Here is a 23,903-nt window from a genome sequence, read left to right as displayed (position 1 = left end):
CACCAAGATCTTCATCACCTACGGCGAGCACGACATGGCGGACAACATCGTCCACCTGGTGCTCGCGCGCATCCCCGGCGCGCCCGAGGGCGTGAAGGGCATCAGCCTGTTCGTGGTGCCCAAGTTCCTGGTCAACGCCGACGGCTCGCTGGGCGCGCGCAACGACGTGCACTGCGTGAGCATCGAGCACAAGCTGGGCATCAAGGCCTCGCCCACCGCGGTGCTGCAGTACGGCGACCATGGGGGGGCCACGGGCTATCTCGTGGGCCAGGAGAACCGCGGCCTGGAGTACATGTTCATCATGATGAATGCGGCCCGCTACGCGGTGGGCGTGCAGGGCATCGCGGTGGCCGAGCGCGCCTACCAGAAGGCGGTGCAGTACGCGCGTGACCGCGTGCAGTCGCGGCCGGTGGACGGCTCCCTGAACGGCCCCGCGCCCATCATCCATCACCCCGATGTGCGCCGCATGCTGATGACCATGCGCGCCGTCACCGAGGGCTGCCGTGCGATGGCCAGCGTGGCCGCCGCCGCGTACGACGCCGCGCATCATCACCCCGACGCCGCCATCCGCAAGGAGAACCAGGCCTTCTATGAATTCCTGGTGCCGCTGGTCAAGGGCTACAGCACCGAGATGAGCCTGGAGGTCACCTCGCTCGGCGTGCAGGTGCATGGCGGCATGGGCTTCATCGAGGAGACGGGCGCCGCGCAGCACTACCGCGACGCCAAGATCCTGACCATCTACGAAGGCACCACGGCCATCCAGGCCAACGACCTCGTGGGCCGCAAGACGGCGCGCGACGGCGGCCAGACGGCCAAGGCCATCGCCGCCCAGATCGCGAAGACCGAGGCCGAGCTGGCGCGTCGGGACAGCGCCGCGGCGCGCGCGATGGGCAAGCGGCTGGCCGCGGCCCGGCAGGCCTTCGTCGAGTCGGTGGATTTCATCGCGGGCAGCACGAAGCAGTCCCCCAATGCCGCCTTCGCCGGATCCGTGCCCTACCTGATGCTCGCCGGCAATCTGGTGGCGGGCTGGCAGCTCGCGCGCGCGCTGATGGTCGCCGAAGACCAGCTCGCGGCCGGCGAGGACGCCGGGTTCATGCGCGCCAAGATCGCCACCGCGCGCTTCTATGCCGAGCACATCCTGGCGCGCGCGCCGGGTCTGCGCGACGCCATCGTCGAAGGCGCCGAAAGCGTGACGGCGCTGGCGCTGGAAGCCTTCTGATCGCCTCGTAGGCTGGGGTGCAACCCCGGCTTTCCCGCCGACGTGCTGGGGTTCCCTTCGGTCACCACCAGCCCACGCCATCCCGACACCCCAAGAACGGAGACCCCATGTCCAAGCTTCCCCCGGCGCTGCGCAACCTGCAACTGCCCGTGATCGGCTCGCCGCTGTTCATCATCAGCAACCCCAAGCTCGTGATCGCGCAATGCCAGGCCGGCATCGTCGGCTCCATGCCGGCGCTGAACGCGCGGCCGGCCTCGCAGCTCGACGAATGGCTGCATGAGATCACCGAGACGCTGGCCGCCTACAACCGCGCCCACCCGGACCGGCCCGCCGCGCCCTTCGCCATCAACCAGATCGTGCACAAGAGCAACGACCGGCTCGAGAGCGACATGGAGATGTGCGTCAAGTACAAGGTGCCGATCTACATCACGTCGCTCGGCGCGCGCGAGGACATCAATGCCGCGGCGCACAGCTACGGCGGCGTGGTGCTGCACGACATCATCAACAACAAGTTCGCCCACAAGGCCATCGAGAAGGGCGCCGACGGCCTGATCGCCGTGGCCGCGGGTGCGGGCGGCCATGCGGGCGTGAAGAGCCCGTTCGCGCTGGTGCAGGAGATCCGTGAATGGTTCGACGGCCCGGTGGCGCTGTCGGGCGCCATCGCCACGGGTGATGCCGTGCTGGCCGCGCAGGCCATGGGCGCGGACTTCGCCTACATCGGCTCCGCCTTCATCGCTACGCACGAGGCGCGCGCGACCGATGCGTACAAGCAGGCCATCGTGGAAGGCAACAGCGACGACATCGTCTACTCCAGCCTGTTCACCGGCGTGCATGGCAACTACCTCAAGGCCAGCATCCGCAACGCCGGCCTGGACCCGGACAACCTGCCCGAGAGCGACCCCAGCAAGATGAGCTTCGGCTCCGGCACCACCAAGGCCTGGAAGGACATCTGGGGCAGCGGCCAGGGCATCGGCGCGGTGAAGGCCGTGACCAGCACGCACGACCTGGTGGAGCGCCTCAAGCGCGAGTACAAGGCCGCGCGTGCGCGGCTCTCGCTGCCCGAGGGTCAGGTCGCGACGGTCTGACGCGCGGAAGTCGCCGCCCGTTTAGGGCGAAGGCCCGTAGCTGAGCGCCGACGCCTTGCCCCAGAACACGCGGTACATGAAGATCGTGTAGACGATGATCGCGGGCAGGGTGATGGCCACGCCCACCGCGATGATCTGCAGCGAGGCCGTGGCGCTCGCGGCCTGCCAGACCGTGAGCCGGTCGATCACGATGTACGGGTACAGGCTGTACGCGAGCCCCAGGAAGGCCATCACGAAGATCAGCACCGTGGCGCCGAACGGCACCCAGCCGTAGCCGGCCGCCACCACCTTCGGCCGTCGCAGCACGTGCCACGCGGCCGCGAAAGCGCCGGCGCACGCCAGCGGGATCGGCAGCAGCGCAAAGAACTGCGGCAGCACGAACCACTTGTCGAAGACGGTGGGGCTCACCAACGGGGAGGCGAGCGAGATGCCGACGAGCGTGGCGCCCATCGGCCACAGCACCCGGCCGGCCCAGCGCACCGCCTTCGCCTGCAACACGTCGGTCGTCTTCATGATCAGCCAGCCCGCGCCCAGCATGGCGTAGGCGGTCGGCAGCGTGACGGCGATGAACGCGCTGAACAGCAGCGACCACAGGCCGTGGTCGAAGCCGGTGAGGTAGCTGCCCAGCATCCAGCCCTGCGAGGCCGCGGCCAGCAGCGAGCCGATGGCGAACAGCCGGTTCCACATGGCCTTGTACGCGTCGCGAGCCTTCACGCGGAAGTCGAAGGCCACGCCGCGCAGCACCAGGCCGATCAGCATCACGGCGACCGGCAGGTACAGCTCACTCAGCACGATGCCATGCGCCTGCGGGAACGCCACCAGCAGCACGCCCACGCCCAGCACCAGCCAGGTCTCGTTCGCATCCCAGAAGGGGCCGATGCTGGCCACCATCACGTCCTTCTCGGCGTCGGTGGCCAGCGGCAGCAGCAGGCCCACGCCGAGGTCATAGCCGTCGAGCACCACGTAGATCAGCAGGGCGAGCCCCATCACCGCCATGAAGGCGAGTGGCAGCGCGGTGGTCCAGTCGATCATGATCCGGCTCCCTGCACGGGCAGCGGGCTGGTGCCGTGCGGCGAGGGTGACGCGGGAGCAGGATGCTCCGCCATGTGCTTCAGCACCGCCACATAGGCCACCAGCAGCGCGGCGTAGAGCACCAGCCAGGCGGCCAGCGTCGCGCCCACCAGCGGCGCCGCGTGCGGCGCCACCACCTCCGCGGTGCGCACCAGGCCGTAGACGATGAAGGGCTGGCGGCCGATCTCGGTGACGTACCAGCCGGCGAGGGTGGCGACCCAGCCGGAGAACGTCATGCCCGCCAGCACCCAGAGCAGCCGGCGGTTCCAGCCCGCGCGCTCCGCGGAGCGGATCGGCGCATCCTCCCGCGCGGACCGCGCCAGCACCAGGCGCCAGACCGCGAGCCAGGAGACCATGAGCATCAGAAGGCCCACCCCGACCATCACTCGGAAGCCCCAGAACACCGGCGCCACGGGCGGGTGCGCGCCGGGAAACTCGGAGAGGCCCTTCAACTCCGCATCGGCGTCATGCGCCAGGATCAGGCTCGCGCCCTTGGGGATCTTCAGTGCATAGTGCGTGCGCTGGTTCTTCTCGTCGGGCCAGCCGAACAGCGTGAGCGGTGCGCCCTTCTCGGTGTGCCAGATGCCCTCGATGGCGGCGATCTTGGCGGGCTGGTGCTGCAGGGTGTTGAGGCCGTGCAGGTCCCCCGCGAGGATCTGCAGCGGGATCGCGACGGCGGCGACCACCACCCCCGTGCGCAGCGCATGGCGCGTGCCGGCGTTGCCTGAGCCCTTGAGCAGCTGCCAGGCACTCAGGCCGGCCACCAGGAAGGCGGCGGTGAGCGCCGAGGCCAGCAGCTTGTGCGTGAGGCGATAGGGGAACGAGGGGTTGAACACCACGTCCCACCAACTCGTGGCGTGGAACTGGCCGTTGATGATCTCGTAGCCGGCCGGCGTCTGCATCCACGAGTTGAGCGCGAGGATCCAGAACGCCGAGAGCGTGGTGCCGCCGGCCACCAGGCAGGTGGCCACCAGGTGCGTGCGTTCCGAGACGCGGCCGCGCCCGAACAGCATCACGCCCAGGAAGGTGGCCTCCAGGAAGAACGCCGTGAGCACCTCGTAGCCGAGCAGCGGGCCCGCGATGTTGCCGGCCTTCTCCATGAAGCCCCTCCAGTTGGTGCCGAACTGGAAGCTCATGGTGATGCCGGAGACCACGCCCAGCGCGAAGCTGAGCGCGAACACCTTGGTCCAGAAGTAGTAGGCCTGCTCCCAGCCTGCGGCGGCGGGCGTGCCGCGCGCCGCGGCATGACGGAAGCGGAAGTACACCAGGATCCAGCCGAGCGCGATGGTGATGGTGGGAAACAGGATGTGGAAGCTGATGTTGGCCGCGAACTGGATGCGCGACAGCATGAGGGTGTCCATGGTCATCCTTCCTTGCGCGGTGCCTTGCCGCTCAGGCGGTCCTTGATCTCCAGCACGCGCGTGACCGTGGCGCCCATGCCCATGAGCTGCATCGCCGTCTCGGGCGCGAGCTTCTGCACGTCGTCGAACCAGGTCATGAGGCGGTCGATCAGCTCGTACATCTGCCGCATGCGCTCCTGCGCGTGCCGTTCGGCATCGCTCGTCGGCTCTTCCAGCAGGGCCATGCGCAGCATCGACAGCGTGGGCTCGATCTCGCGGCGGCGGCGCTCCTCGGCCAGCACGCGGAAGATCTCCCACACGTCCTGCGGCGCCTCGAAGTACTCGCGGCGGTCGCCGGGCTGGTGCTTCAGCCGCACCAGGCGCCACGATTGCAGCTCCTTCAGGCCCATGCTCACGTTGGAGCGCGAGAATTCCAGCGTCTCCGCGATCTCGTCGGCGTTCATGGGCGCGCGGGCCACGTAGAGCAGGGCGTAGATCTGGCCGACGGTGCGGTTGATGCCCCAGCGGCTGCCCATCTCGCCGAAGTGGGCGACGAACTGGCGGCTGAGGGGTGGCAGGTGTTCTTGCAGCGACATGCGCAGCATTGTGCGGGTTTCTCTTGAATTTTCAGGAATTCCTGAAAATTCAAGACTGGGTGACAAGGGCATTCGGTAGCCCAACGGCTCACACAGCGGCAGCCGCTCTTGGCATACTGGCTGCATGTACAGTATCGAGCCAGATGTTCCCGCGGGTCCGCTGGAGGTGCGCGTGCCGCTGCAGGGCCTGAAGGGACGCGGTGCCGCGAGCCGCATCGCGCACCGCTTCGAGCGCGATCAGCGCGATGCCTTCGACGACGGTTGGGCGCTGCCTGCCGAGGCCGAATCCCCCGGTGCGCCCCGCACCGAAGTGATCTGGGAGGAGGCGAAGAGCGCCATGGCCTTCAATGCCTCGCCCGACGTCTACTTCGACCGCTCGGTGAACCCTTACCGTGGCTGCGAGCATGGCTGCATCTACTGCTACGCGCGTCCCACCCACAGCTACCTCAACCTCTCGCCCGGGCTGGACTTCGAGACGAAGATCATCGCCAAGCGCAACATCGTCGAGGTGCTGCGCGGCGAACTCGCGCGCAAGGGCTACCGCCCCGGGCTGCTGGCCATCGGCACCGCCACCGATGCCTACCAGCCCGTCGAACGCGAGCTGATGCTCACGCGCGGGTTGATCGCGCTCCTGGCCGACGCCCGGCATCCGTTCACCCTGGTCACCAAGTCCGGCGGCGTGGAGCGTGACCTCGATCTCATCGCGCCCCTGGCCCGCGAGGGCCTGGCCTCGGTGTTCGTCACGCTCACGACGCTCGACGCGGATCTCGCGCGCCGGCTGGAGCCGCGCGCCGCCGCGCCGCATCGCCGGCTGCGCACCCTGCGCACGCTGGCGGAACATGGCGTGCCCGTCGGCGTGAGCCTCGCGCCGCAGATCCCGTTTCTCACCGAAGACCTGGAGCAGGTGCTGGAGGCCGCGCACGAGGCCGGCGCCCGGCAGGCCTTCTACCATGTGCTGCGCCTGCCCTGGGAGGTGGCGCCGCTGTTCCGCGAGTGGCTGCAGGTGCACTACCCGCAGCGCGCCGAGCGCGTGATGCACCGCGTGCAGGAGATGCGGGGCGGCAAGGACTACGACAGCGACTTCGCCACGCGCATGAAGGGCTCAGGCCCCTGGGCCGAGCTCATCGGCCAGCGCTTCCGCGCGGCGGCGAAGCGGCTGGGGATGAATCAGCGGCAGGTGGCGCTGCGCACGGACCTGTTCCGGCCGCCAGCGCCTGAAGGCCAGGGCGTGCTGTTCTGAGGCAGCGACTTTTCAGGGTGAAAAGAATCCCTTCAACTTGTCCGTCCAGCTCTCTTCATTCGGCGAGTGCTTGGCGCCACCCTTCTTGAGCGACTCGTCGAGTTCCTTCAGCAGCTTGCGCTGGTGCTCGGTGAGCTTCACCGGGATCTCCACCGCCACGTGGCAGTACAGGTCGCCGGGGTAGGAGGAGCGCACGCCCTTGATGCCCTTGCCGCGCAGGCGGAACTGCTTGCCGGCCTGCGTGCCCTCGGGGATGTCGATGGCCGCCTTGCCGTCCAGCGTGGGCACCTCGATCTCGCCGCCCAGCGCCGCGCGCGCGATGCTCACCGGCACCACGCAGTGCAGGTCGTCGCCGTCGCGCTCGAAGATCTCGTGCTTCTTCAGCCGGATCTCGATGTACAGGTCGCCCGGCGGCCCGCCATTGGTGCCCGGCTCGCCATTGCCGGCGCTGCGGATGCGCATGCCGTCGTCGATGCCGGCGGGGATCTTCACCTCCAGCGTCTTCTGCTTCTTCACCTTGCCCTGGCCGTGGCAGCTGGTGCACGGGTCGGCAATGATCTTGCCGCTGCCGCGGCAGTGCGGGCAGGTCTGCTGCACGCTGAAGAAGCCCTGGCGCATCTGCACCACGCCCTGGCCCTGGCAGGTGTTGCAGGTCTTGGCCTGCGTGCCCGGCTTGGCGCCGCTGCCATGGCAGGTCTCGCAGCCTTCCCACGAGGGAATGCGGATCTGCGCGTCCTTGCCCTTGGCGGCCTCTTCCAGCGTGACCTCCATCGCGTAGGAGAGGTCGCTGCCGCGATAGACCTGGCGGCCACCGCCGCCGCGCCCGCCGCGCTGCTGGCCGAAGATGTCGCCGAAGATGTCGCCGAAGGCCTCGGCGAAGCCGCCAAAGCCCTCGGGCCCCGCGCCGCCCGGCCCGCGCATGTTCGGGTCCACGCCCGCATGGCCGAACTGGTCGTAGGCGGCCCGCTTCTCGGGCTCCGAGAGCATCTCGTAGGCTTCCTTGGCCTCCTTGAACTTGGCCTCGGCTTCCTTGGCGGCGTCCCCCTGGTTGCGGTCCGGGTGGAACTTCATCGCCAGCTTGCGATAGGCCTTCTTGATCTCTTCATCCGAGGCGTTCTTGGGCACGCCGAGGATTTCGTAGTAGTCGCGTTTGTTAGCCATATGGGAGCAGCCCTGGTAATGAGAACGCCGCGTTGACCTCCGCCGAAGGCGTGAGCGTCGAACGCGGCGAAGCTGAAGCGGCGCGCAGCGTCCGCTATCAGCCCTTCTTCACTTCCTTCACCTCGGCATCGACCACGTTGTCATCAGCGGCCGGCTTGCCGCCGGCGGCCTGCTGCGCACCGGCACCGGCAGCGGCACCCGCGGCGGCCTGCTCGGCCTGCATGCCTTCGTACATCTTCTCGCCGAGCTTCTGGCTGGCGGTCATCAGCGCGTTGGACTTGGCCTCGATCGCGTCCTTGTCCTCGGAGGACTTGAGCGTCTCTTCCAGGTCCTTGGCCGCGGCCTCGATCTTCGCCTTCTCGGCGGCGTCGATCTTGTCGCCGTACTCGGTGAGGCTCTTGCGCACCGAGTGCACAAGCGCCTCGGCCTGGTTCTTGGCCTGCACGAGTTCCAGCTTCTTCTTGTCCTCGGCGGCGTTGACCTCAGCGTCCTTCACCATCTTCTCGATCTCGGCCTCGGACAGGCCCGAGTTCGCCTTGATGGTGATCTTGTTTTCCTTGCCGGTGCCCTTGTCCTTGGCGCTCACGTGCAGGATGCCGTTGGCGTCGATGTCGAAGGTCACCTCGATCTGGGGCAGGCCGCGCGGGGCGGGCGGAATGCCTTCCAGGTTGAACTCGCCCAGCAGCTTGTTGCCGGTGGCCATCTCGCGCTCGCCCTGGAACACCTTGATCGTCACGGCCGGCTGGTTGTCGTCGGCGGTGGAGAAGGTCTGCGCGAACTTGGTCGGGATGGTCGTGTTCTTCTTGATCATCTTCGTCATCACGCCGCCGAGCGTTTCAATGCCCAGGGACAGCGGGGTGACGTCGAGCAGCAGCACGTCCTTGCGCTCACCGGAGAGCACCTGGCCCTGGATGGCGGCGCCCACGGCCACGGCTTCGTCGGGGTTGACGTCCTTGCGCGGCTCCTTGCCGAAGAACTCCTTCACCTTGTCCTGCACCTTGGGCATGCGCGTCATGCCGCCCACCAGGATCACGTCCTGGATGTCGGAGACGGACACGCCGGCGTCCTTGATGGCGGTGCGGCAGGGCTCGATCGTGCGGGCGATCAGTTCATCCACCAGCGACTCCAGCTTGGCGCGGGTCAGCTTGATGTTCAGGTGCTTCGGACCCGACGCGTCGGCCGTGATGTAGGGCAGGTTGATGTCGGTCTGCGTGCTGTTGGACAGCTCGATCTTGGCCTTCTCGGCGGCTTCCTTCAGGCGCTGCAGGGCGAGCACGTCCTTGGACAGGTCCACGCCCTGTTCCTTCTTGAACTCGCCGATGATGTAGTCGATGATGCGCTGGTCGAAATCCTCGCCGCCCAGGAAGGTGTCACCGTTGGTGGAGAGCACCTCGAACTGCTTCTCGCCATCCACGTCGGCGATCTCGATGATCGAGATGTCGAACGTGCCGCCGCCCAGGTCATACACGGCGATCTTGCGATCGCCCTTGCCGTGCTTGTCGAGGCCGAAGGCCAGCGCCGCGGCGGTGGGCTCGTTGATGATGCGCTTCACGTCCAGGCCGGCGATGCGGCCGGCGTCCTTGGTGGCCTGGCGCTGGCTGTCGTTGAAGTACGCCGGCACCGTGATCACGGCCTCGGTGACCTCTTCGCCCAGGTAGTCCTCGGCGGTCTTCTTCATCTTGCGCAGCGTCTCGGCGCTGATCTGCGGCGGCGCCAGCTTGCGGCCGCGCTCCTCCACCCAGGCGTCGCCGTTGTCGGCGGCGACGATCTTGTAGGGCATGAGGTCGATGTCCTTCTGCACTTCCTTCTCGGTGAACTTGCGGCCGATCAGGCGCTTGATGGCGTAGAAGGTGTGCTTGGGGTTGGTGACGGCCTGGCGCTTGGCCGAGGCGCCGACGAGGATCTCGCCGTCTTCCTGGTAGGCCACGATCGAGGGCGTGGTGCGCGCACCTTCCGAGTTCTCGATCACCTTGACGTTGTTGCCTTCCATGATGGCCACGCACGAGTTGGTGGTGCCGAGGTCGATGCCGATGATCTTTGCCATGATGTCTTTCTCCTGTGGGTGGCCCTGTGCAAGAGCCGTTCAGATGTTGTCGTTGACTTGTGGATAAGTTGGGGAAATTTCAAGACCGGGGCGGTCGCCTCACTTCGGCGCGGTCACCGTCACCAGGGCCGGACGCAGCACGCGCTCGGCGATGGAATACCCCTTCTGCAGCACCGTGACGACCGTGTTGGGCTCCTGCTCGGCGGGCACCACGGAGATGGCCTGATGGTGGTGCGGATCGAACTTCGTGCCGGCGGCCGGGTTGATCTCCAGCACCTTGTTGCGCTCCAGCGCCTGCTTGAGCTGGCGCAGGGTGGCCTCCGCGCCCTGGCGGATGACCTCGGCCGAGGCGTCCTGGTGGGCCAGGCCGGCCTCCAGGCTGTCGCACACGGGCAGCAGGCTCTCGGCGAAGCTCTCGACGGCGAACTTGCGGGCCTTGGAGATCTCTTCCTCGGCGCGCCGGCGGGTGTTCTGCATGTCGGCCTGCGCGCGCAGGAACTGGTCGGCCAGCTCGGCGTTCTTCGCGCTCAGCGCGGCCACCTGGGCTTGCCAGTCACCTGCGCTGACGCCGGTCTCGGCCACCAGGCTGGCGGCTTCGGCTTCGGCCGCGGCGGCGGCCGCCAGGGCCTCGGGCTGGTCCTGGGTCGGTTCGTTCGGTTGGGCTTGATCGGACATGGAAAGCGTGCGGATCGCGAGGAGATCTGTGAAGACGGGGTGGATCTGGGGGCGGCAAGGCCCTTTTCAAGGCGTGGGCTTGGCGCCCGTTGCCCGGTGCGTGGCCGGCCGGGCGGTTGGCGGCCGGCCCGGATTGTAGGCGGGTGGCCGCAGGCCCCCTGCGCCAGCGGGGCCGCCCAGGCGACGCCCATCCCATGGGTTCCGCGATCCGTCGCATCGCGGGCGCCCGCGCCTTGACGCTGCGGCGGCGCCACCCGTATCGTGCCGGCCATGTCGCAGCAGCCAGGCCCCGCCGATCCCCATGCCACGGCGGGCCCCGCGGCGCCCCGCCCGCGTCGGCTGCTGCCGGGCTGGCGGTCCCTGGCCTGGGTGACGGCGCTCGCCGCCGTGGCGGCGGTGGCCTTCCTGCCCATCACCCACAACACCTACCTGGAACTGCTGGGCGAGACGCTGTTCGTCGGCGTCGCGCTCCTGCTGGCCTTCCGCTGGGCCGGTGCCTGGCAGCAGGCGCGGGTGCCGCGCTGGCTGGCCCAGCTCATCGCGGTGGGGGTGGCGGCCGCGCTGGCGCCGCTGGTGGTGCAGCTGCTCACCGCCGGGGGCGACTTCGGCGCCTTCATCGGCTCGCGGCCGCATGTGCGCGGCTATGTCCTGGTGACCCTGAGCGCGGCCATCATCGGCTGCATCCTGGCCCTGGGCGCGCTGTACAGGGAGCGCGACGCGCAGGCCCGCAGCGCCGCGCTGGAGCTGGCCCTGATGCGCGAGACACTCCAGCGGCAGACGGCCGACGCGCGCCTGCACCTGCTCACCGCGCAGATCCAGCCGCACTTCCTGCTCAACACGCTGGCCAATGTGCAGGCGCTGGTGGAAAGCGGCTCGCCGCGGGCGGTGCCGCTGTTCCGCAGTCTCATCGACTACCTGCGTGCCGCGGTGCCGCACCTGCAGCGTGACGCGGCGACGCTGGCCGATGAAGAGCGGCTGGTGCAGGCCTACCTGGCGCTGATGCAGATGCGCATGCCTGACCGGCTGAGCTATGCGCTGCGCATCGACCCGAACCTGCTCTCACTGCGCTTCCCACCGCTGGCCCTGCTGACCCTGGTGGAGAACGCCATCCACCACGGCATCGACGCCGCCAGCGACCCTGGCGAGGTGGAAGTGGGCGGCGCGCCGCAGGCAGACGGCAGCGTGCGCTTGTGGGTGGCCGACACGGGCGTGGGGCTGGCCGAGACGGCCGGCGAGGGCAGCGGCCTGGCCAACCTGCGCGCGCGGCTGCGTGCCTTCTTCGGTGACGGCGCGCGGCTGGAGCTGAGCGAGGTGCGGCCGCACGGTGTGCGGGCCGAGATCGTGCTGCCGCCTGGCACCGCGGCGGGCGCGTGAGGCAGGCGATGGAGACCACCGCGCTGATCGCCGAGGACGAGCCGCTGCTGCGCGAGCGCCTGGCGGCCCTGCTGCGCGAGACCTGGCCCGGGCTGCGCATCGTGGCCGAGGCCCGCAATGGCCGCGAGGCCGTGGAGCTGTTCGAGCAGCACCAGCCGGCGGTGGTGTTCCTCGACGTGCACATGCCGGGCATGAACGGCGTGGAGGCCGCGCGGTGCATCGGCACGCGGGCGGCCCTGGTCTTCGTCACGGCCTTCGACCAGTACGCGGTGGAGGCCTTCGCGCGCGGCGCGGTGGACTACCTGCTGAAGCCGGTGGAGCCGCAACGGCTGGCGGAAACCGTGCAGCGGCTGCAGGAGCGCCTGCGCGCGGGCCAGCCGCAGCCGGCCCTGCAGCCGCTGCTGGAGCAATTGGCGCAGCACCTGCAGGCACCGCCGGGCCGCGGCCGGTGGCTGCAGTGGATCAAGGCCTCCGTCGGCACGACGGTGCGCATCATCCCGGTGGAGCAGGTGCTCTACCTGAAGTCGGACAACAAGTACACGCTGGTGGCCTGGGAGGGCGGCGAGGCGCTGATCCGCACGCCGATCCGCGAACTGGCGGAGACGCTGGACCCGGACCGTTTCGTCCAGATCCACCGCTCGGCCATCGTCAACCTGTCACAGGTCAGCCACTTCGTGCAGGGCGACGACGCGGGCGAAGTGCACCTGCGCGGACGCACCGACCGTCTGCCGGTGAGCCGCAGCTACCTGCACCTGTTCCAGCGGATGTGAGGGGGGCCGGGCGCAGCGCTGGGGTTGCGCTTCGCGCCACCCGCAGCCTACGGGGGCAGCGGGGGTGAAACCCCGGCAACGCTCAGCGCGTGGCGAGCAGCTCGACGTCGAACTTCAGCGTGGCGTTCGGCGGGATGACACCGCCCGCGCCGCGCGCGCCGTAGCCCAGCTGCGGCGGAATCACCAGCACGCGGCGGCCGCCGACCTTCATGCCGGCCACGCCTTCGTCCCAGCCCTTGATGACCATCCCCGCGCCCAGCGAGAACTGGAAAGGGTCGTTGCGGTCGCGGCTGGAGTCGAACTTCGCGCCCTGCACGCCGGCCTCATACAGCCAGCCGGTGTAGTGCACCAGGACTTCCTGGCCGGGCTTGGCTTCGGCGCCGTCGCCGACCTGCTGGTCGTCGATCTGCAGGCCGCTGGGGGTGGTGATCATGGGGTGTCCTTCGATGGGGTGGGTGGCGCGCGCCGCTCAGCTGAGCAGACCGCGGCGCGCAAGGTCGCGCATGAGCGCGGCGGTGCCGTAGCGCCAGGCCGGCGCGCGGTCGCTGGTGACGACCGGGTTCACCAGTGTACCGAGGCGCGGCGTGGCGATGGAGACGATGTCCCCGGAGAGATGGGTGAAACCCTGGCCGGGCGCGAAGCGGTCCTGCGTGGGCGCGAACATCGTGCCCAGGAAAAGCATGAAGCCGTCCGGGTACTGGTGGTGGTCGCCGCAGGCCTGGGCCACGAGGTCCAGCGGATCGCGGCTGATGCGCGAAAGGCTGCTCGACCCGTGCAGTTCGAAGCCCTCCGGCCCCTGCACGTGCAGGCTCAGCTCCAGGTGGCGCACATCGTCGATGCCGAAGTGGCGGTCGAACAGGCGGATGAAGGGGCCGATGGCGCAGCTCGCGTTGTTGTCCTTGGCCTTGCCCAGCAGCAGCGCGCTGCGGCCCTCGAAGTCACGCAGGTTCACGTCATTGCCCAGCGTGGCGCCGTGCACCTCGCCGCGGCTGTTGACGGCCAGCACCACTTCGGGCTCGGGGTTGTTCCATTCGCTGCCCGGGTGGATGCCCACCTGCGAACCGGAGCCCACGGCGCTCATGGGCTGGGCCTTGGTGAAGATCTCCGCGTCCGGGCCGATGCCCACTTCCAGGTACTGCGACCACATGCCGCGATCCAGGAGCACGGCCTTCAGCTGCGCCGCCTCGGGTGAGCCGGGGCGGATGGCGGCGAGGTCGTCGCCGATCACCGCTGTGACGGCCTGGCGCACGCTCTCGGCCTGCGCCGGATCGCCACGCGCCTGCTCCTCGATCACGCGTTCCAGCATGGAGGCGACGAAGGTCACCCCCGCCGCCTTCACCGCCTGCAGGTCGCACGGTGCCAGCAGCCAGGGCACGGTGGGGTCGCGCGCGTCCGGTGCGGAGTTGCGCAGCACCGGCTCCAGCCCAGCGATCAAGGGCGCGTCGAAGGCCCGCACGGCCTCGGCCGGGTCATGCAGTTCGAGCAGCTCGGTGCAGGTGGGCACCAGCCCGGACAGGTCGTACACGCCCTGCGCGTCGACTCGCACCAGCACCGGGCCTTCGCCCATCACCCACACGCGGCCCACCAGGGTGGCGCTGCCGATGTCCACGGGCATGGATTGCGCAAGCAGATCAGGGATCATGGGTTCTCCTGGGGGGGTAGGGGCTGGCGCTTGCGGGCCTGCGCCGCCACCCAGCGTGCGGCGAAGGCCTGCAGATCGCTGATGCGGCGCAGCAGGTCGTGGCCGCTCGCGGTGACGGTGTAGCCCTCGGGGCCATGCTGCACGAGACCGGCCTCGCGCAGCTCCTTCAGCCGTGTGTTCAGCGTGTTGGGCGTGATGCCGCCCACGCTGTCCTGCAGCAGGCGGAAGGTCTGCGGGTGGCCATCGCGCAGGGCCCAGAGCACGCGGATGGCATAGCGCGCCTCCAGCAGCGCAAGCAGCTGGAAGGTGGCGGCGTTGTCCTTGGAACTCATGCGATCAGGGCGTCCCCGGGGCGGACCCCGGGGGATCGGAGTGTACGCAGGGTGCGCTATACAAACAATAGCGCCGTGACGCGGGCGCCACAGCCCTTGCGGGGCGGGTGGCGATACGCTAAACGGCGGGGACGACGGGCGCTCTACAAGTAGACCCGCTGCAGCAGCGCATGCAGCGTGCGCCGCTCCTCCGCGCTCAGCCGCCCCGCCACGCGCGACTCCAGCGCGGCGACGGCCTTCTCCAGTTGGCGGGTGAGCCGGGCGCCCGCAGCGCTGAGGTGCAGCGCCACGGCGCGGCCGTCGGTGGGGTGCGGCCGGCGGTCCAGCAGGCCGCGGCGGTCCAGTGCGGCCAGCAGCGTCACCATGTTGGGCGGCAGCACGCCGAGCGCCTGGCACAGCTGGCGCGAGGTGGTGCCGGGGTTGTGCAGCAGCACCGACAGCACGGAGAAGTCCACCACGCGCAGCTGATGCGCGGCGAACACCTCCATGTCGATGGCGATCGCATGCAGCGCGGCGCGCCGGGCGTTGTAGCCGACCAGCGACTCCAGGAACGACGTGTCCAGCCGGTCGGGGCCGTTGTCCGCGGTCTCTACGGCCGCAGTGGCGAGCGCCGGCTCGCGGCGGGCTCGGGCCGCCATCGCCCTCAGGCGGCGCGGGCCGCGCCGGCGGCCGCGCACTGCCGCGCCAGGATGGCCTGCCGCATGCCGGCCTCCGGCAGCACCCGCAGGCGCACGGCGGCGGCGGGCTCGGCCCAGCGCGGCGCCTGCGCGCCCGGCGTGCGCGCGATGCGATGCCAGGCCCAGGCCAGCAGCGCGAGGCCGACGAGCCGCAGGTAGTCGTCCGCCGCCTCATAGGGCAGCACGGCATCCCTGGCGCAGGCGGCCACGAGTGCCGCCGTGGTGTCGCGGGCGGACTGCAGCAACGCATGGGTCGCGTCGTCGCCGCCGGCGTCGGCCTGCAGCAACGCATGGGTCGCGCCGTCGCTGCCGGCGTCGGCCTGCAGGCCGGCCAGCAGCGCGTCGAGCGCGGCGCCGCCGTCAGCCAGCACCTTGCGCGCCAGCAGGTCGATGGCCTGGATCTCGTTGGTGCCCTCGTAGATCATGGCCACGCGCGAATCGCGCACGATCTGCTCGATGCCCCACTCCTTCACGTAGCCGTGGCCGCCGAACACCTGCAGGCAGCGGCTCGCGCCGCCGAAACCCTGCTCGGTGCCCATGGCCTTGAGCACCGGCGTGACCAGCGCGCACCACTGCTGCGCCGCCTGCCGGCGAGCGGCATCGGGGTGGTGCTTCGCCAGATCCAGCTCCAGCGCGGTGCGGTAGGCCAGCACGCGCAGGCCGTCGATCCAGCCGCGCTCCACGTCGAGGATGCGGCGCACCGCCGGGTGGCGGATGATGGGGTCGGCCGCGCCCTCGCCGCGGGCGGCGCCGGGCGCGCGCATCTGCGTGCGTTCCTGGGCATAGGCATGCGCCTTCTGCCAGGCGGCGTCGAGCAGGCCGATGCCCTGCAGCGCCACGTGCACGCGCGCGGCGTTCATCATCACGAACATGGCGCCCAGGCCGCGGCCGGGCTCGCCCACGCGCCAGCCGATGGCGTCGTCGAAGCGCAGCACGCAGGTGGGGCTGCCGTGCAGGCCCATCTTCTCCTCGATGCGTTCGCACACGACGCCGTTGCGCGCGCCGTCCGGCAGGAACTTCGGCGCCAGGAACAGCGACAGGCCCTTGGGCCCGGGCGGTGCGCCGGGTTCGCGCGCCAGCACCAGGTGCACGATGTTGTCCGTGAGGTCGTGCTCGCCGCCGGAGATGAAGATCTTGGTGCCGCGCAGGTGGAAGCGGCCGTCGGCCTGCGGCACGGCCTGCGTGCGGGCCAGGCCCAGGTCGCTGCCGGCATGCGGCTCGGTCAGGCACATGGTGGCCAGCCACTCGCCGCTGGCGATCTTCGGCAGATAGGCCTGCTTCAGCGCATCGCTGCCGTGGTGCTTGAGGCACTCGTACGCGCCGTGCAGCAGGCCCGGCGCCATGGTCCAGCCGTGGTTGGCGGCCGAGAGCCATTCGTACAGCACGCCCTCCAGCACCCAGGGCAGGCCCTGGCCGCCGTCCTCGGGGGCGCAGGCGAGCGCCGGCCAGCCGGCTTGCCAGAAGGCCCGGTAGGCCTCGCGGAAGCCCGGCGGCGTGGTCACGCGACCGTTCTCCAGCCGGCAGCCCGGTGCATCGCCCACCCGGTGCAGCGGCGCCACGACCTCGCCGACGAACTTGCCGGCTTCGTCCAGCACCTGGGTCAGCAGGCCGGCGTCGGCCTCGGGGAAGGCGCCGGTGGCGGCCAGCGCGTCGCCGGCCTGGAGCACGTCGAACAGCAGGAACTGCTGGTCAGCGGGTTGCGGCAGATAGTCGGCCATGCGGGGGTCCTCTTCGGGGCTCAGGCTTCGGCGGCGGCCTTGCCGCGCGCCGCGCCGAGGTAGGTGTCGATTACGCGCACGTCCTTCGCCAGGTCGCGCGCCGGGCCATGCAGGCCGATCTCGCCGGTCTCCAGCACGTAGCCGTAGTCGGCCACTTCCAGCGCGGCGCGGGCGTTCTGCTCCACCAGCAGGATGGACACGCCCTCGGCGCGCAGGCGCTCGATGATGCGGAAGATCTCGCGCACCACCAGCGGCGCCAGGCCCAGGCTGGGCTCGTCCAGCATCAGCAGCTTGGGCTGGGCCATCAGCGCGCGGCCCACGGCGAGCATCTGCCGCTCACCGCCGGAGAGCGTGCCGGCCAGCTGCGCGCGGCGCTCCTTCAGGCGCGGGAACAGGTCGTACACGCGCTCCAGGCCGCTCTTCCAGCCGGGCACGCCCAGGCGCATGGGGCGGTACCCGCCCAGCACCAGGTTGTCTTCCACCGGCATGGTGCCGAACAGCTCGCGCTTCTCGGGCACGAGCGCCAGGCCCATCATCACGCGCTCCTCCAGCGTGGTGTCGGCCAGATCGACGCCGTCGAAGCGGATCGTGCCGCGTGCGGGCAGCAGGCCCATCAGCGCGTTCAGCGTGGTCGACTTGCCGGCGCCATTGGGGCCGATCACGGTGACGACCTGGCCGCGCGCGAGCTGGAAGCCCAGGCCCGAGAGCACCTCGGCGCGGCCGTAGCCGGCGTGCAGGCCCTGCACGTCGAGCAGAAGGGATTCTGTGGTCATGGTGTCGCCCCTCAATGTTCGGTGCCGAGATAGGCCGCGCGCACCGCGGGGCTGGCCTGCACCTCGGCCGGCGTGCCTTCCATCAGGCGGGTGCCGAACTCCATCACCACGATGCGGTCGGTCAGGCCCATGACGAAGTCCATGTCGTGCTCCACCAGCAGCAGGCTCATGCCCTCGGCCTTGAGCTGCCGCAGCACGTTGCCCAGGGCTTCCTTTTCCTTGTGGCGCAGGCCCGCGGCGGGCTCGTCGAGCAGCAGCAGGGCGGGGTCGGTGCACAGCGCGCGGGCGATCTCCATCAGCCGCTGCGGGCCCAGCGCCAGGTTGCCCGCCAGCTCGTGCATGCGGTCGGCCATGCCAATGCGCGCGAGCTGCCGCTCGGCCTCGGCGAACAGCCGGCGCTCCTCCGCGCGGTCCAGCCGCAGCATGGCGCGCGCGATGCCCGACTCGCCGCGCAGGTAGCCGCCCAGGGCCACGTTCTCCAGCACGGTCATCTCGGGGATCATCTTCACGTGCTGGAAGGTGCGCGAGATGCCGCGCCGCGCGATCAGGCGCGAGGGCATGCCGCCGATGGCCTCGCCGCGCCAGCGCACCTGGCCGCTGGTGAGGGCGAGCACGCCGGTGATGAGGTTGAAGGTGGTCGACTTGCCGGCGCCGTTGGGGCCGATCAGGCCCACGATGTCGCCGGCGCGGATCTCGAAACTCACGTCGTTCACCGCCACCAGGCCGCCGAACTCCTTGCGCACGGCTTCCACCTGCAGCAGCGGCTCGCCGGTGGCCGGGCGCGCGCGGGTGGGCAGCGGCTCGGCGCCCTCCCAGTCACGCGGGCGGTCCGCTCGCGGCAGCCAGCGGGCGACGAAGGTCCACAGGCCGTCGGGCGCGTACTTCAGCACCACCACCAGCACGACGCCGAACACGATGGTCTCGAAGTTGCCGCTGGTGCCGATCAGCTTGGGCAGCAGCACCTGCAGCTGGTCCTCCACGATCTTCACCACGCCGGCGCCGAGGAAGGCGCCCCACACGTGGCCCACGCCGCCCAGCACCGCCATGAACAGGTACTCGATGCCCTTGTTGATGGAGAAGGGCGAGGGGCTCACCGTGCGCTGGAAGAAGGCGAACAGCCAACCCGACATGGCGGCCAGCACGGCCGCCAGCACGAACACGGTGAGCTTGGCGCGGAAGGTGGAGATGCCCATGGCCTCGGCCATGGTGGCGCCGTTCTTCAGCGCGCGGATGGCGCGGCCGGGCCGCGAGTCCAGCAGGTTGGCGCAGGCGAGCGCCGCCGCCAGCGCCATGATCCAGATCAGCACGTGCAGGCCGCGGCCGGTGCCGAGATCCATGCCGAACAGCTTGAGCGTGGGAATGCCCAGGATGCCGTCGTACTTGCCCAGCCACTCCATGTTCGCCATGGAGTAGTTCAGCGCCAGGCCCCAGGCGATGGTGGCCAGCGGCAGGTAGTGGCCGGACATGCGCAGCGTGATCGCGCCCAGCACCAGGGCGGCCAGCACGGCCAGGCCCACGCCCAGCAGCAGAGCGACCCAGGGCGAGCCGGCCATCTTCACCGTGAGGTAGGCCGCCGTGTAGGCGCCCACGCCCACGAAGGCGGCCTGGCCAAAGGAGGTGAGGCCGGCCACGCCGGTGAGCAGCACCAGGCCCAGCGCAACGAGGGCGTACAGGCCGACGTAGTTGCTCTGGGTGATCCAGAAGTCGGGCACCGGCAGGGCCGGCAGCAGCAGCATGACGGCGGCGAAGGCCGGGAAGGCGAAGCGTTGGAGCTTGTTCATCTCAATGCTCCTCGCCATGCGGGTCCGTGAGCGAGCGCCACAGCAGCACCGGCAGGATGGACGAGAACACGATCACTTCCTTGAACGAGCTGGCCCAGAAGGACGAGAAGCTCTCCAGCAGGCCGACTGCCAGCGCGCCCACCAGGGCGAGCGGATAGCTGGCCAGCCCCGCGAACACGGCGGCCACGAAGCCCTTGAGGCCGATCAGGAAGCCGCTGTCGTAGAACACCGTGGTGGTGGGGCCGATCAGCAGGCCCGACAGCGCGCCGATGAAGGCGGCCATGGTGAAGGCCAGGCGCCCGGCGGCGCTCGACGAGATGCCCATCAGGCGGGCGCCCGAGCGGTTGACCGCGGTGGCCCGCAGCGCCTTGCCCGACAGCGTGCGCTCGAAGAACAGCCACAGCAGCACGATGAGCGCGAGCGAGGCCATGAAGATGATGAGGGCCTGGCCGGTCACGGCCACCGGTCCGGCGGAGAAGCGCGCGTCCCAGAAGCTCGGGTTGCGGAAGCCCTCGGCGCCGAAGAAGAAGAGGCCCAGGCCCATGAGCGCGAAGTGCACGCCGACCGAGACGATGAGCAGCACCAGCACCGTGGCGTCCGCGAGCTTCTCGTAGGCCAGGCGGTAGATCAGGGTGCCGAAGGGCGTGACCAGGGCCAGCGTGATCAGGGCCTGCACGATGAGCGGGAACTTCTGCGGCGCGGCCCAGATGGCCAGGAGCGACACCGCTATGGGCAGTCCGAGCGTGCGTGCGAGCTGCCGCGCGATGCGCGCGCCGCCATGGCGATGGCGCACGCCCTCCGCGATGTCGGCGATGGCCGCAGCCGCCGCCAGCGCGAGCAGGAACCATACGGTTCCCGGCACCTTGCCGGTCTGCATGAGCGCCAGCGTGAGCGCGCCGAAGGCCACGAACTCGCCCTGGGGGATGAAGATGACGCGGGTGACCGCGAACAGCAGCACCGTGGCCAGGGCCAGCAGCGCATAGACGGCGCCATTGGTCAGGCCGTCGAGCGCCAGGATGCCGGCGATGGAGAAGTCCATGGGGTGGGACCTGTCGGGTGGGCTTGGGGGGCCGCGCGCTGCGCGGCCTCTGGATCCCCGCCTGCGCGGGGATGACGGAGAGGGCTGCCCGCTTGCGCGGGGATGAACTCGCTCATGCGGGGGGGTGTCCCCCCCCCGCACGCAAGGTCACTTCTCGACGACGAACTTGCCGTCCACGACCTTGAGCATCACACCGGTCTCGTTGGTGTAGCCCCAGTGGTCGTCCTTGGTCCAGTTCATCACGCCGTGGGCGAAGACCGTGCGGCCCATGGTCTCGAAGGCGTCGCGCAGGGCGGCGCGGAACTCGGGCGTGCCGGGCTTGGCCTTGGCCTTGGCGATCGGGATCGCCTTCTGCAGCGCGATGGCGGCGTCATACGAGTGGCCGGCAAACTGGTTCGGCGGGCCGAAGGCCTTCTCGTAGTTGGTGTAGAAGTCGATCGCGAGCTTCTTCGAGGGGTGGCTGTCCGGCAACTGCGAGCCCACCACGGCCGGGCCGGAGGTGACGAAGGTGCCTTCCACCGCCTTGCCGCCGATGCGCATCAGGTCCTGGGTGGCGGCCGCGTGCGTCTGGTAGACCTTGCCCTTGTAGCCGCGCTCGACCAGCGCCATCTGCGGCATGGCCGCGCCGGAGCCGGAGGCCACGACGACCATCGCGTCCGGGTTGGCCGAGACGAGCTTCAGCGCCTGCGGCGTCACGCTGGTGTCGGTGCGCTGGAAGCGCTCGGCCGCCACGATCTTCATGCCGGCCTTCTCGGCCAGGGGCGTGAGAGCCTTCAGCCACAGTTCGCCGTACGCGTCGGTGTAGCCCAGGAAGCCGATCGTCTTCACGTTCTGCTTCTTCATGTGCTCCACCATGGCATGGGCCATGACGTCATTGCCCTGCGGCAGGCGGAACAGCCACTGGTCCTGGCCCGGGGGCACGCCGACCGGCGACGCCGCGAGCTGCACCGTCTTGGCCTCGGTGGCCACGGGGGTCATGGCGGCGGCCACGGGCGTGAGGCAGGAGCCGATGATCAGGTCCACCTTGTCCTCGGTCACGAAGCGGCGCGCGTTGCTCACGCCCTTGCCCGGATCGGACGCGTCGTCGAGCACGATCAGGTTGATCTTCTCGCCCGCGATCTCCTTCGGGAACAGCTTGAACTGGTTCTGCATCGGGATGCCCAGGCCGGAGCCGGGGCCGGTGAGCGAGAGGCTCACGCCGATGTTGATGTCGGCCAGGGCGCTGGCCGATGCGACGGCAGCGACGAGCGCCATCAGGGTCTTGCGGAAGTTCATGCCAGGGTCTCCTTGCTTGGGTGGATGAAACGGAACTCAGGTCAGCTGCACAGGGACTTGATGTCCTCGGGCACCGGGATCGCCTTGATGCGGTCCGGCTCGCCGGGCGGATGGATCACGAACGCGCGCGTCTCGCGGCCTTCGCACAGCACGGTGTCGCCACGCTTGACCACGTGCTTCTGGATGAAGACCTTGTCGCGCCATTCCTCCACCGTGGTGTGCACCACGATGGTCTCGCCGTAGGTGGCGGGGCGCATGAACTTCGTGTGGATCTCCAGCAGCGGGGTGCCGATGATGCCGGTGGTCTTCTTCAGCTCGCGCCAGGGCGGCACGCCGCAGGCCATGAAGAAGTGCAGCGAGGCGGCGTCCATCCACTTCGAGAAGTTCGGGAAGAAGACGATGCCGGCCGGGTCGCAGTCGCCGAACTGCACCTTCACCTCGTACGTGGTTTCCTTGCTCATGGGCGGGATCCTTCAGCGCGGCGCCATGCGCAGCGCGCCGTCGAGGCGGATCACCTCGCCGTTGAGGTGCACGTTGGTGACGAAGTGGCAGGCGAGCTGCGCGAACTCCTCCGGCTTGCCCAGCCGCGGCGGGAAGGGGATGGAGGCGGCCAGCGACTGCTGCACCGGCTCGGGCAGCTGCTTCATCAGCGGCGTGGCGAACAGGCCGGGGGCGATGGTGCACACGCGGATGCCATGCTGCGCCAGGTCGCGCGCCATCGGCAGCGTCATGCCCACCAGGCCGCCCTTGGAGGCGCTGTAGGCCTGCTGGCCCACCTGGCCGTCGAAGGCGGCCACGGAGGCGGTGAAGAGCATCACGCCGCGCTCGCCGTCTTCCAGGGCCGGCAGCTTGGCGCAGGCGGCGGCGAACAGCCGGCTGGCGTTGTAGCTGCCGATGAGGTTGACGCGGATCACGCGCTCGAAGTCTTCCAGCGGCGCCGGGTTTCCGTCCTTGCCGACCACGCGCTTGGCGGTGCCGATGCCGGCGATGTTCATGAGGATGCGCGCTGGGCCGTGCGCGGCGGCAGCGGCATCCAGCGCGGCCTGCAGGCTGGCCGTGTCGGTGATGTCGCAGGCCAGGCCGATGCCACCGATGTCCGCGGCCACGCGCTGGGCATTGGCCAGGTTCACGTCGAGCACCGCCACCTTGGCGCCTTGGCGGGCCAGCTCGCGCGCGGTGGCCTCGCCGAGGCCGGAGCCACCACCGGTGACGAGTGCGGGTTGTCCTTGGATCTGCATGGGATGTCCTTTGCGGTGTTCAGTGGGGCGCGTCGGGGTTCTCGATCAGCAGGGCCATGCCCTGGCCGCCGCCCACGCAGGCCGAGGAGATGCCCCAGCGCAGGCCGGCGCGCTTGAGTTCGCGGGCCAGCGTGACGGTGAGCCGCACGCCGGTGGCGGCCAGCGGATGGCCGAGCGCGATGGCGCCGCCATTGACGTTGAGGCGTTCGACGTCGAGCTCCAGCTCACGCGCCACGGCCAGCGTCTGCGCGCCCTGCGCCTCGTTGATCTCGAAGCGGCCGATCTGGTCGAGCCGCAGGCCCGCGCGTTCCAGCAGCAGGCGAATGGCAGGCGCGGGCCCGATGCCCATGATCTCCGGCGGCACGCCCACCGCGGCGGCGCCCGCGAGCCGGGCCAGCGGCGTGCGCCCCAGCGACTTGGCATAGGCGCCCGTGCCCACCACGGAGGCTGCTGCGGCATCGACCAGGGCGGAGCTGTTGCCGCCGGTCTGCACGCCGCCTTCGAACACCGGGCTCAGCTTGGCCAGCACTTCGGGCGGCGACAGGCGCGGATGCGTGTCGCGGTCCACCAGGTTCACCTTGCCCGGCAGGCGGATGCCGCGGGTCTTGTAGCCGGCCAGCTCGAACTTCTCGCTCACCACCGGGGCGATCTCGCCAGCGAGGAAGCCGCTTTCCTGCGCGGCCACGGCGCGGGCGAAGGAGCGCGAGGCGAATTCATCGACCTGCGCTCGCGTGATGCCGTACTTCTTCGCCAGGTTCTCGGCCGTCTGGATCATGTTGATGCCGGCGGCGGGGTCCTTCAGCGCCTCCCACATGTAGTCCTTGAAGCCGACCGGCGCGCCCAGCTTGAAGCC

General features: G+C 69.9%; 23 protein-coding genes. 5 read left to right on the top strand and 18 right to left on the bottom strand.

What is annotated here, in order from left to right; all coding sequences use genetic code 11:
• Together ACE3T5_RS15300 and ACE3T5_RS15295 are read left to right on the top strand one after the other, a co-directional pair.
• A partial coding sequence (locus ACE3T5_RS15300; RefSeq protein ID WP_374668935.1) for an acyl-CoA dehydrogenase occupies positions 1-1,219 on the top strand: 1,219 nt, incomplete at its 5' end.
• A gap of 107 nt (positions 1,220-1,326) precedes the next feature.
• Entirely contained in the window at positions 1,327-2,304 is a 978-nt protein-coding gene (locus tag ACE3T5_RS15295; RefSeq protein ID WP_374668934.1) for an NAD(P)H-dependent flavin oxidoreductase, read from the top strand.
• A 21-nt stretch (positions 2,305-2,325) separates the two neighbouring features.
• Here ACE3T5_RS15295 and ACE3T5_RS15290 read toward each other — a convergent pair whose 3' ends face one another.
• From ACE3T5_RS15290 to ACE3T5_RS15280, 3 genes are read right to left on the bottom strand one after another with little or no spacing between them, the layout of a single operon-like run.
• On the bottom strand, positions 2,326-3,336 hold the full coding sequence (locus ACE3T5_RS15290; protein WP_374668933.1) for a cytochrome d ubiquinol oxidase subunit II: 1,011 nt from the start codon (positions 3,334-3,336) through the stop codon (positions 2,326-2,328).
• Positions 3,333-4,736 (bottom strand): cytochrome ubiquinol oxidase subunit I, encoded by a 1,404-nt coding sequence (locus ACE3T5_RS15285; protein WP_374668932.1) that lies wholly within the window; start codon positions 4,734-4,736, stop codon positions 3,333-3,335. Before ACE3T5_RS15285 ends, ACE3T5_RS15290 begins: the two co-directional genes overlap by 4 nt.
• Before the next feature lie 2 nt (positions 4,737-4,738).
• Positions 4,739-5,311 (bottom strand): GbsR/MarR family transcriptional regulator, encoded by a 573-nt coding sequence (locus tag ACE3T5_RS15280; RefSeq protein ID WP_374668931.1) that lies wholly within the window; start codon positions 5,309-5,311, stop codon positions 4,739-4,741.
• A gap of 124 nt (positions 5,312-5,435) precedes the next feature.
• Between ACE3T5_RS15280 and ACE3T5_RS15275 the strand changes: the two genes are divergently transcribed.
• On the top strand, positions 5,436-6,551 hold the full coding sequence (locus tag ACE3T5_RS15275) for a PA0069 family radical SAM protein (protein WP_374668930.1): 1,116 nt from the start codon (positions 5,436-5,438) through the stop codon (positions 6,549-6,551).
• 12 nt (positions 6,552-6,563) lie between these two features.
• Here the strand turns inward: ACE3T5_RS15275 and dnaJ are convergent, their stop codons facing one another.
• From dnaJ to grpE, 3 genes are all read right to left on the bottom strand, one after another.
• Positions 6,564-7,712, bottom strand: coding sequence for a molecular chaperone DnaJ (dnaJ, locus tag ACE3T5_RS15270; RefSeq protein ID WP_374668929.1), 1,149 nt, complete (start codon positions 7,710-7,712; stop codon positions 6,564-6,566).
• 97 nt (positions 7,713-7,809) lie between these two features.
• Entirely contained in the window at positions 7,810-9,756 is a 1,947-nt protein-coding gene (gene dnaK, locus ACE3T5_RS15265) for a molecular chaperone DnaK (RefSeq protein WP_374668928.1), read from the bottom strand.
• A gap of 99 nt (positions 9,757-9,855) precedes the next feature.
• Positions 9,856-10,431, bottom strand: a complete 576-nt coding sequence (gene grpE / locus ACE3T5_RS15260; RefSeq protein WP_374668927.1) for a nucleotide exchange factor GrpE — start codon at positions 10,429-10,431, stop codon at positions 9,856-9,858.
• 270 nt (positions 10,432-10,701) lie between these two features.
• Between grpE and ACE3T5_RS15255 the strand changes: the two genes are divergently transcribed.
• Together ACE3T5_RS15255 and ACE3T5_RS15250 are read left to right on the top strand one after the other, a co-directional pair.
• Positions 10,702-11,805: a sensor histidine kinase gene (locus tag ACE3T5_RS15255; RefSeq protein WP_374668926.1), complete on the top strand. Its 1,104-nt coding sequence runs from the start codon at positions 10,702-10,704 to the stop codon at positions 11,803-11,805.
• Between the two features lie 8 nt (positions 11,806-11,813).
• Positions 11,814-12,575, top strand: a complete 762-nt coding sequence (locus tag ACE3T5_RS15250) for a LytR/AlgR family response regulator transcription factor (RefSeq protein WP_374668925.1) — start codon at positions 11,814-11,816, stop codon at positions 12,573-12,575.
• Positions 12,576-12,657: 82 nt separating this feature from the next.
• On the opposite strand, the gene ACE3T5_RS15245 is transcribed toward ACE3T5_RS15250, so the two are convergent.
• The 12 genes from ACE3T5_RS15245 to ACE3T5_RS15190 form a co-directional block, all read right to left on the bottom strand.
• Positions 12,658-13,008 (bottom strand): FKBP-type peptidyl-prolyl cis-trans isomerase, encoded by a 351-nt coding sequence (locus ACE3T5_RS15245; RefSeq protein WP_374668924.1) that lies wholly within the window; start codon positions 13,006-13,008, stop codon positions 12,658-12,660.
• A gap of 36 nt (positions 13,009-13,044) precedes the next feature.
• On the bottom strand, positions 13,045-14,217 hold the full coding sequence (locus tag ACE3T5_RS15240) for a fumarylacetoacetate hydrolase family protein (protein WP_374668923.1): 1,173 nt from the start codon (positions 14,215-14,217) through the stop codon (positions 13,045-13,047).
• Positions 14,214-14,549 (bottom strand): winged helix-turn-helix transcriptional regulator, encoded by a 336-nt coding sequence (locus ACE3T5_RS15235; RefSeq protein WP_374668922.1) that lies wholly within the window; start codon positions 14,547-14,549, stop codon positions 14,214-14,216. Before ACE3T5_RS15235 ends, ACE3T5_RS15240 begins: the two co-directional genes overlap by 4 nt.
• A 143-nt stretch (positions 14,550-14,692) precedes the next feature.
• Positions 14,693-15,187: a MarR family winged helix-turn-helix transcriptional regulator gene (locus tag ACE3T5_RS15230; RefSeq protein WP_374668921.1), complete on the bottom strand. Its 495-nt coding sequence runs from the start codon at positions 15,185-15,187 to the stop codon at positions 14,693-14,695.
• Between the two features lie 5 nt (positions 15,188-15,192).
• A complete protein-coding gene (locus tag ACE3T5_RS15225) occupies positions 15,193-16,944 on the bottom strand; it encodes an acyl-CoA dehydrogenase family protein (RefSeq protein ID WP_374668920.1) in 1,752 nt (583 codons plus the stop codon).
• 20 nt (positions 16,945-16,964) lie between these two features.
• Positions 16,965-17,717: an ABC transporter ATP-binding protein gene (locus tag ACE3T5_RS15220; RefSeq protein WP_374668919.1), complete on the bottom strand. Its 753-nt coding sequence runs from the start codon at positions 17,715-17,717 to the stop codon at positions 16,965-16,967.
• An 11-nt stretch (positions 17,718-17,728) separates the two neighbouring features.
• Positions 17,729-19,498 (bottom strand): ATP-binding cassette domain-containing protein, encoded by a 1,770-nt coding sequence (locus ACE3T5_RS15215; RefSeq protein WP_374668918.1) that lies wholly within the window; start codon positions 19,496-19,498, stop codon positions 17,729-17,731.
• Position 19,499: 1 nt separating this feature from the next.
• Positions 19,500-20,537, bottom strand: coding sequence for a branched-chain amino acid ABC transporter permease (locus ACE3T5_RS15210; RefSeq protein WP_374668917.1), 1,038 nt, complete (start codon positions 20,535-20,537; stop codon positions 19,500-19,502).
• A 147-nt stretch (positions 20,538-20,684) separates the two neighbouring features.
• Positions 20,685-21,812, bottom strand: coding sequence for an ABC transporter substrate-binding protein (locus tag ACE3T5_RS15205; protein WP_374668916.1), 1,128 nt, complete (start codon positions 21,810-21,812; stop codon positions 20,685-20,687).
• A gap of 41 nt (positions 21,813-21,853) precedes the next feature.
• Positions 21,854-22,273 carry an acyl-CoA thioesterase gene (locus tag ACE3T5_RS15200; RefSeq protein ID WP_374668915.1) on the bottom strand — a complete coding sequence of 140 codons (420 nt, stop codon included), beginning with the start codon at positions 22,271-22,273 and terminating at the stop codon, positions 21,854-21,856.
• A 12-nt stretch (positions 22,274-22,285) separates the two neighbouring features.
• A complete protein-coding gene (locus tag ACE3T5_RS15195; RefSeq protein ID WP_374668914.1) occupies positions 22,286-23,050 on the bottom strand; it encodes an SDR family NAD(P)-dependent oxidoreductase in 765 nt (254 codons plus the stop codon).
• A gap of 19 nt (positions 23,051-23,069) precedes the next feature.
• Positions 23,070-23,903: acetyl-CoA C-acyltransferase (locus tag ACE3T5_RS15190; RefSeq protein WP_374668913.1), on the bottom strand; the 834-nt coding region annotated here is incomplete at its 5' end.

Source organism: Ramlibacter sp., assembly GCF_041916345.1.
In the GTDB taxonomy this organism is placed as follows: Bacteria; Pseudomonadota; Gammaproteobacteria; order Burkholderiales; family Burkholderiaceae_C; genus Ramlibacter.
The sequence above is the reverse complement of the archived record's forward strand: the minus strand, read 5'-3'. Positions and strand labels throughout refer to the sequence as shown.

Excerpts from the sequence above, each read along its gene's own strand:
- ACE3T5_RS15295 (WP_374668934.1), top strand. The coding sequence starts at position 1,327 with ATGTCCAAGCTTCCCCCGGCGCTGCGCAACCTGCAACTGCCCGTGATC.
- ACE3T5_RS15290 (WP_374668933.1), bottom strand. The coding sequence starts at position 3,336 with ATGATCGACTGGACCACCGCGCTGCCACTCGCCTTCATGGCGGTGATG.
- ACE3T5_RS15285 (WP_374668932.1), bottom strand. The coding sequence starts at position 4,736 with ATGGACACCCTCATGCTGTCGCGCATCCAGTTCGCGGCCAACATCAGC.
- ACE3T5_RS15280 (WP_374668931.1), bottom strand. The coding sequence starts at position 5,311 with ATGTCGCTGCAAGAACACCTGCCACCCCTCAGCCGCCAGTTCGTCGCC.
- ACE3T5_RS15275 (WP_374668930.1), top strand. The coding sequence starts at position 5,436 with ATGTACAGTATCGAGCCAGATGTTCCCGCGGGTCCGCTGGAGGTGCGC.
- dnaJ (WP_374668929.1), bottom strand. The coding sequence starts at position 7,712 with ATGGCTAACAAACGCGACTACTACGAAATCCTCGGCGTGCCCAAGAAC.
- dnaK (WP_374668928.1), bottom strand. The coding sequence starts at position 9,756 with ATGGCAAAGATCATCGGCATCGACCTCGGCACCACCAACTCGTGCGTG.
- grpE (WP_374668927.1), bottom strand. The coding sequence starts at position 10,431 with ATGTCCGATCAAGCCCAACCGAACGAACCGACCCAGGACCAGCCCGAG.
- ACE3T5_RS15255 (WP_374668926.1), top strand. The coding sequence starts at position 10,702 with ATGTCGCAGCAGCCAGGCCCCGCCGATCCCCATGCCACGGCGGGCCCC.
- ACE3T5_RS15250 (WP_374668925.1), top strand. The coding sequence starts at position 11,814 with ATGGAGACCACCGCGCTGATCGCCGAGGACGAGCCGCTGCTGCGCGAG.
- ACE3T5_RS15245 (WP_374668924.1), bottom strand. The coding sequence starts at position 13,008 with ATGATCACCACCCCCAGCGGCCTGCAGATCGACGACCAGCAGGTCGGC.
- ACE3T5_RS15240 (WP_374668923.1), bottom strand. The coding sequence starts at position 14,217 with ATGATCCCTGATCTGCTTGCGCAATCCATGCCCGTGGACATCGGCAGC.
- ACE3T5_RS15235 (WP_374668922.1), bottom strand. The coding sequence starts at position 14,549 with ATGAGTTCCAAGGACAACGCCGCCACCTTCCAGCTGCTTGCGCTGCTG.
- ACE3T5_RS15230 (WP_374668921.1), bottom strand. The coding sequence starts at position 15,187 with ATGGCGGCCCGAGCCCGCCGCGAGCCGGCGCTCGCCACTGCGGCCGTA.
- ACE3T5_RS15225 (WP_374668920.1), bottom strand. The coding sequence starts at position 16,944 with ATGGCCGACTATCTGCCGCAACCCGCTGACCAGCAGTTCCTGCTGTTC.
- ACE3T5_RS15220 (WP_374668919.1), bottom strand. The coding sequence starts at position 17,717 with ATGACCACAGAATCCCTTCTGCTCGACGTGCAGGGCCTGCACGCCGGC.
- ACE3T5_RS15215 (WP_374668918.1), bottom strand. The coding sequence starts at position 19,498 with ATGAACAAGCTCCAACGCTTCGCCTTCCCGGCCTTCGCCGCCGTCATG.
- ACE3T5_RS15210 (WP_374668917.1), bottom strand. The coding sequence starts at position 20,537 with ATGGACTTCTCCATCGCCGGCATCCTGGCGCTCGACGGCCTGACCAAT.
- ACE3T5_RS15205 (WP_374668916.1), bottom strand. The coding sequence starts at position 21,812 with ATGAACTTCCGCAAGACCCTGATGGCGCTCGTCGCTGCCGTCGCATCG.
- ACE3T5_RS15200 (WP_374668915.1), bottom strand. The coding sequence starts at position 22,273 with ATGAGCAAGGAAACCACGTACGAGGTGAAGGTGCAGTTCGGCGACTGC.
- ACE3T5_RS15195 (WP_374668914.1), bottom strand. The coding sequence starts at position 23,050 with ATGCAGATCCAAGGACAACCCGCACTCGTCACCGGTGGTGGCTCCGGC.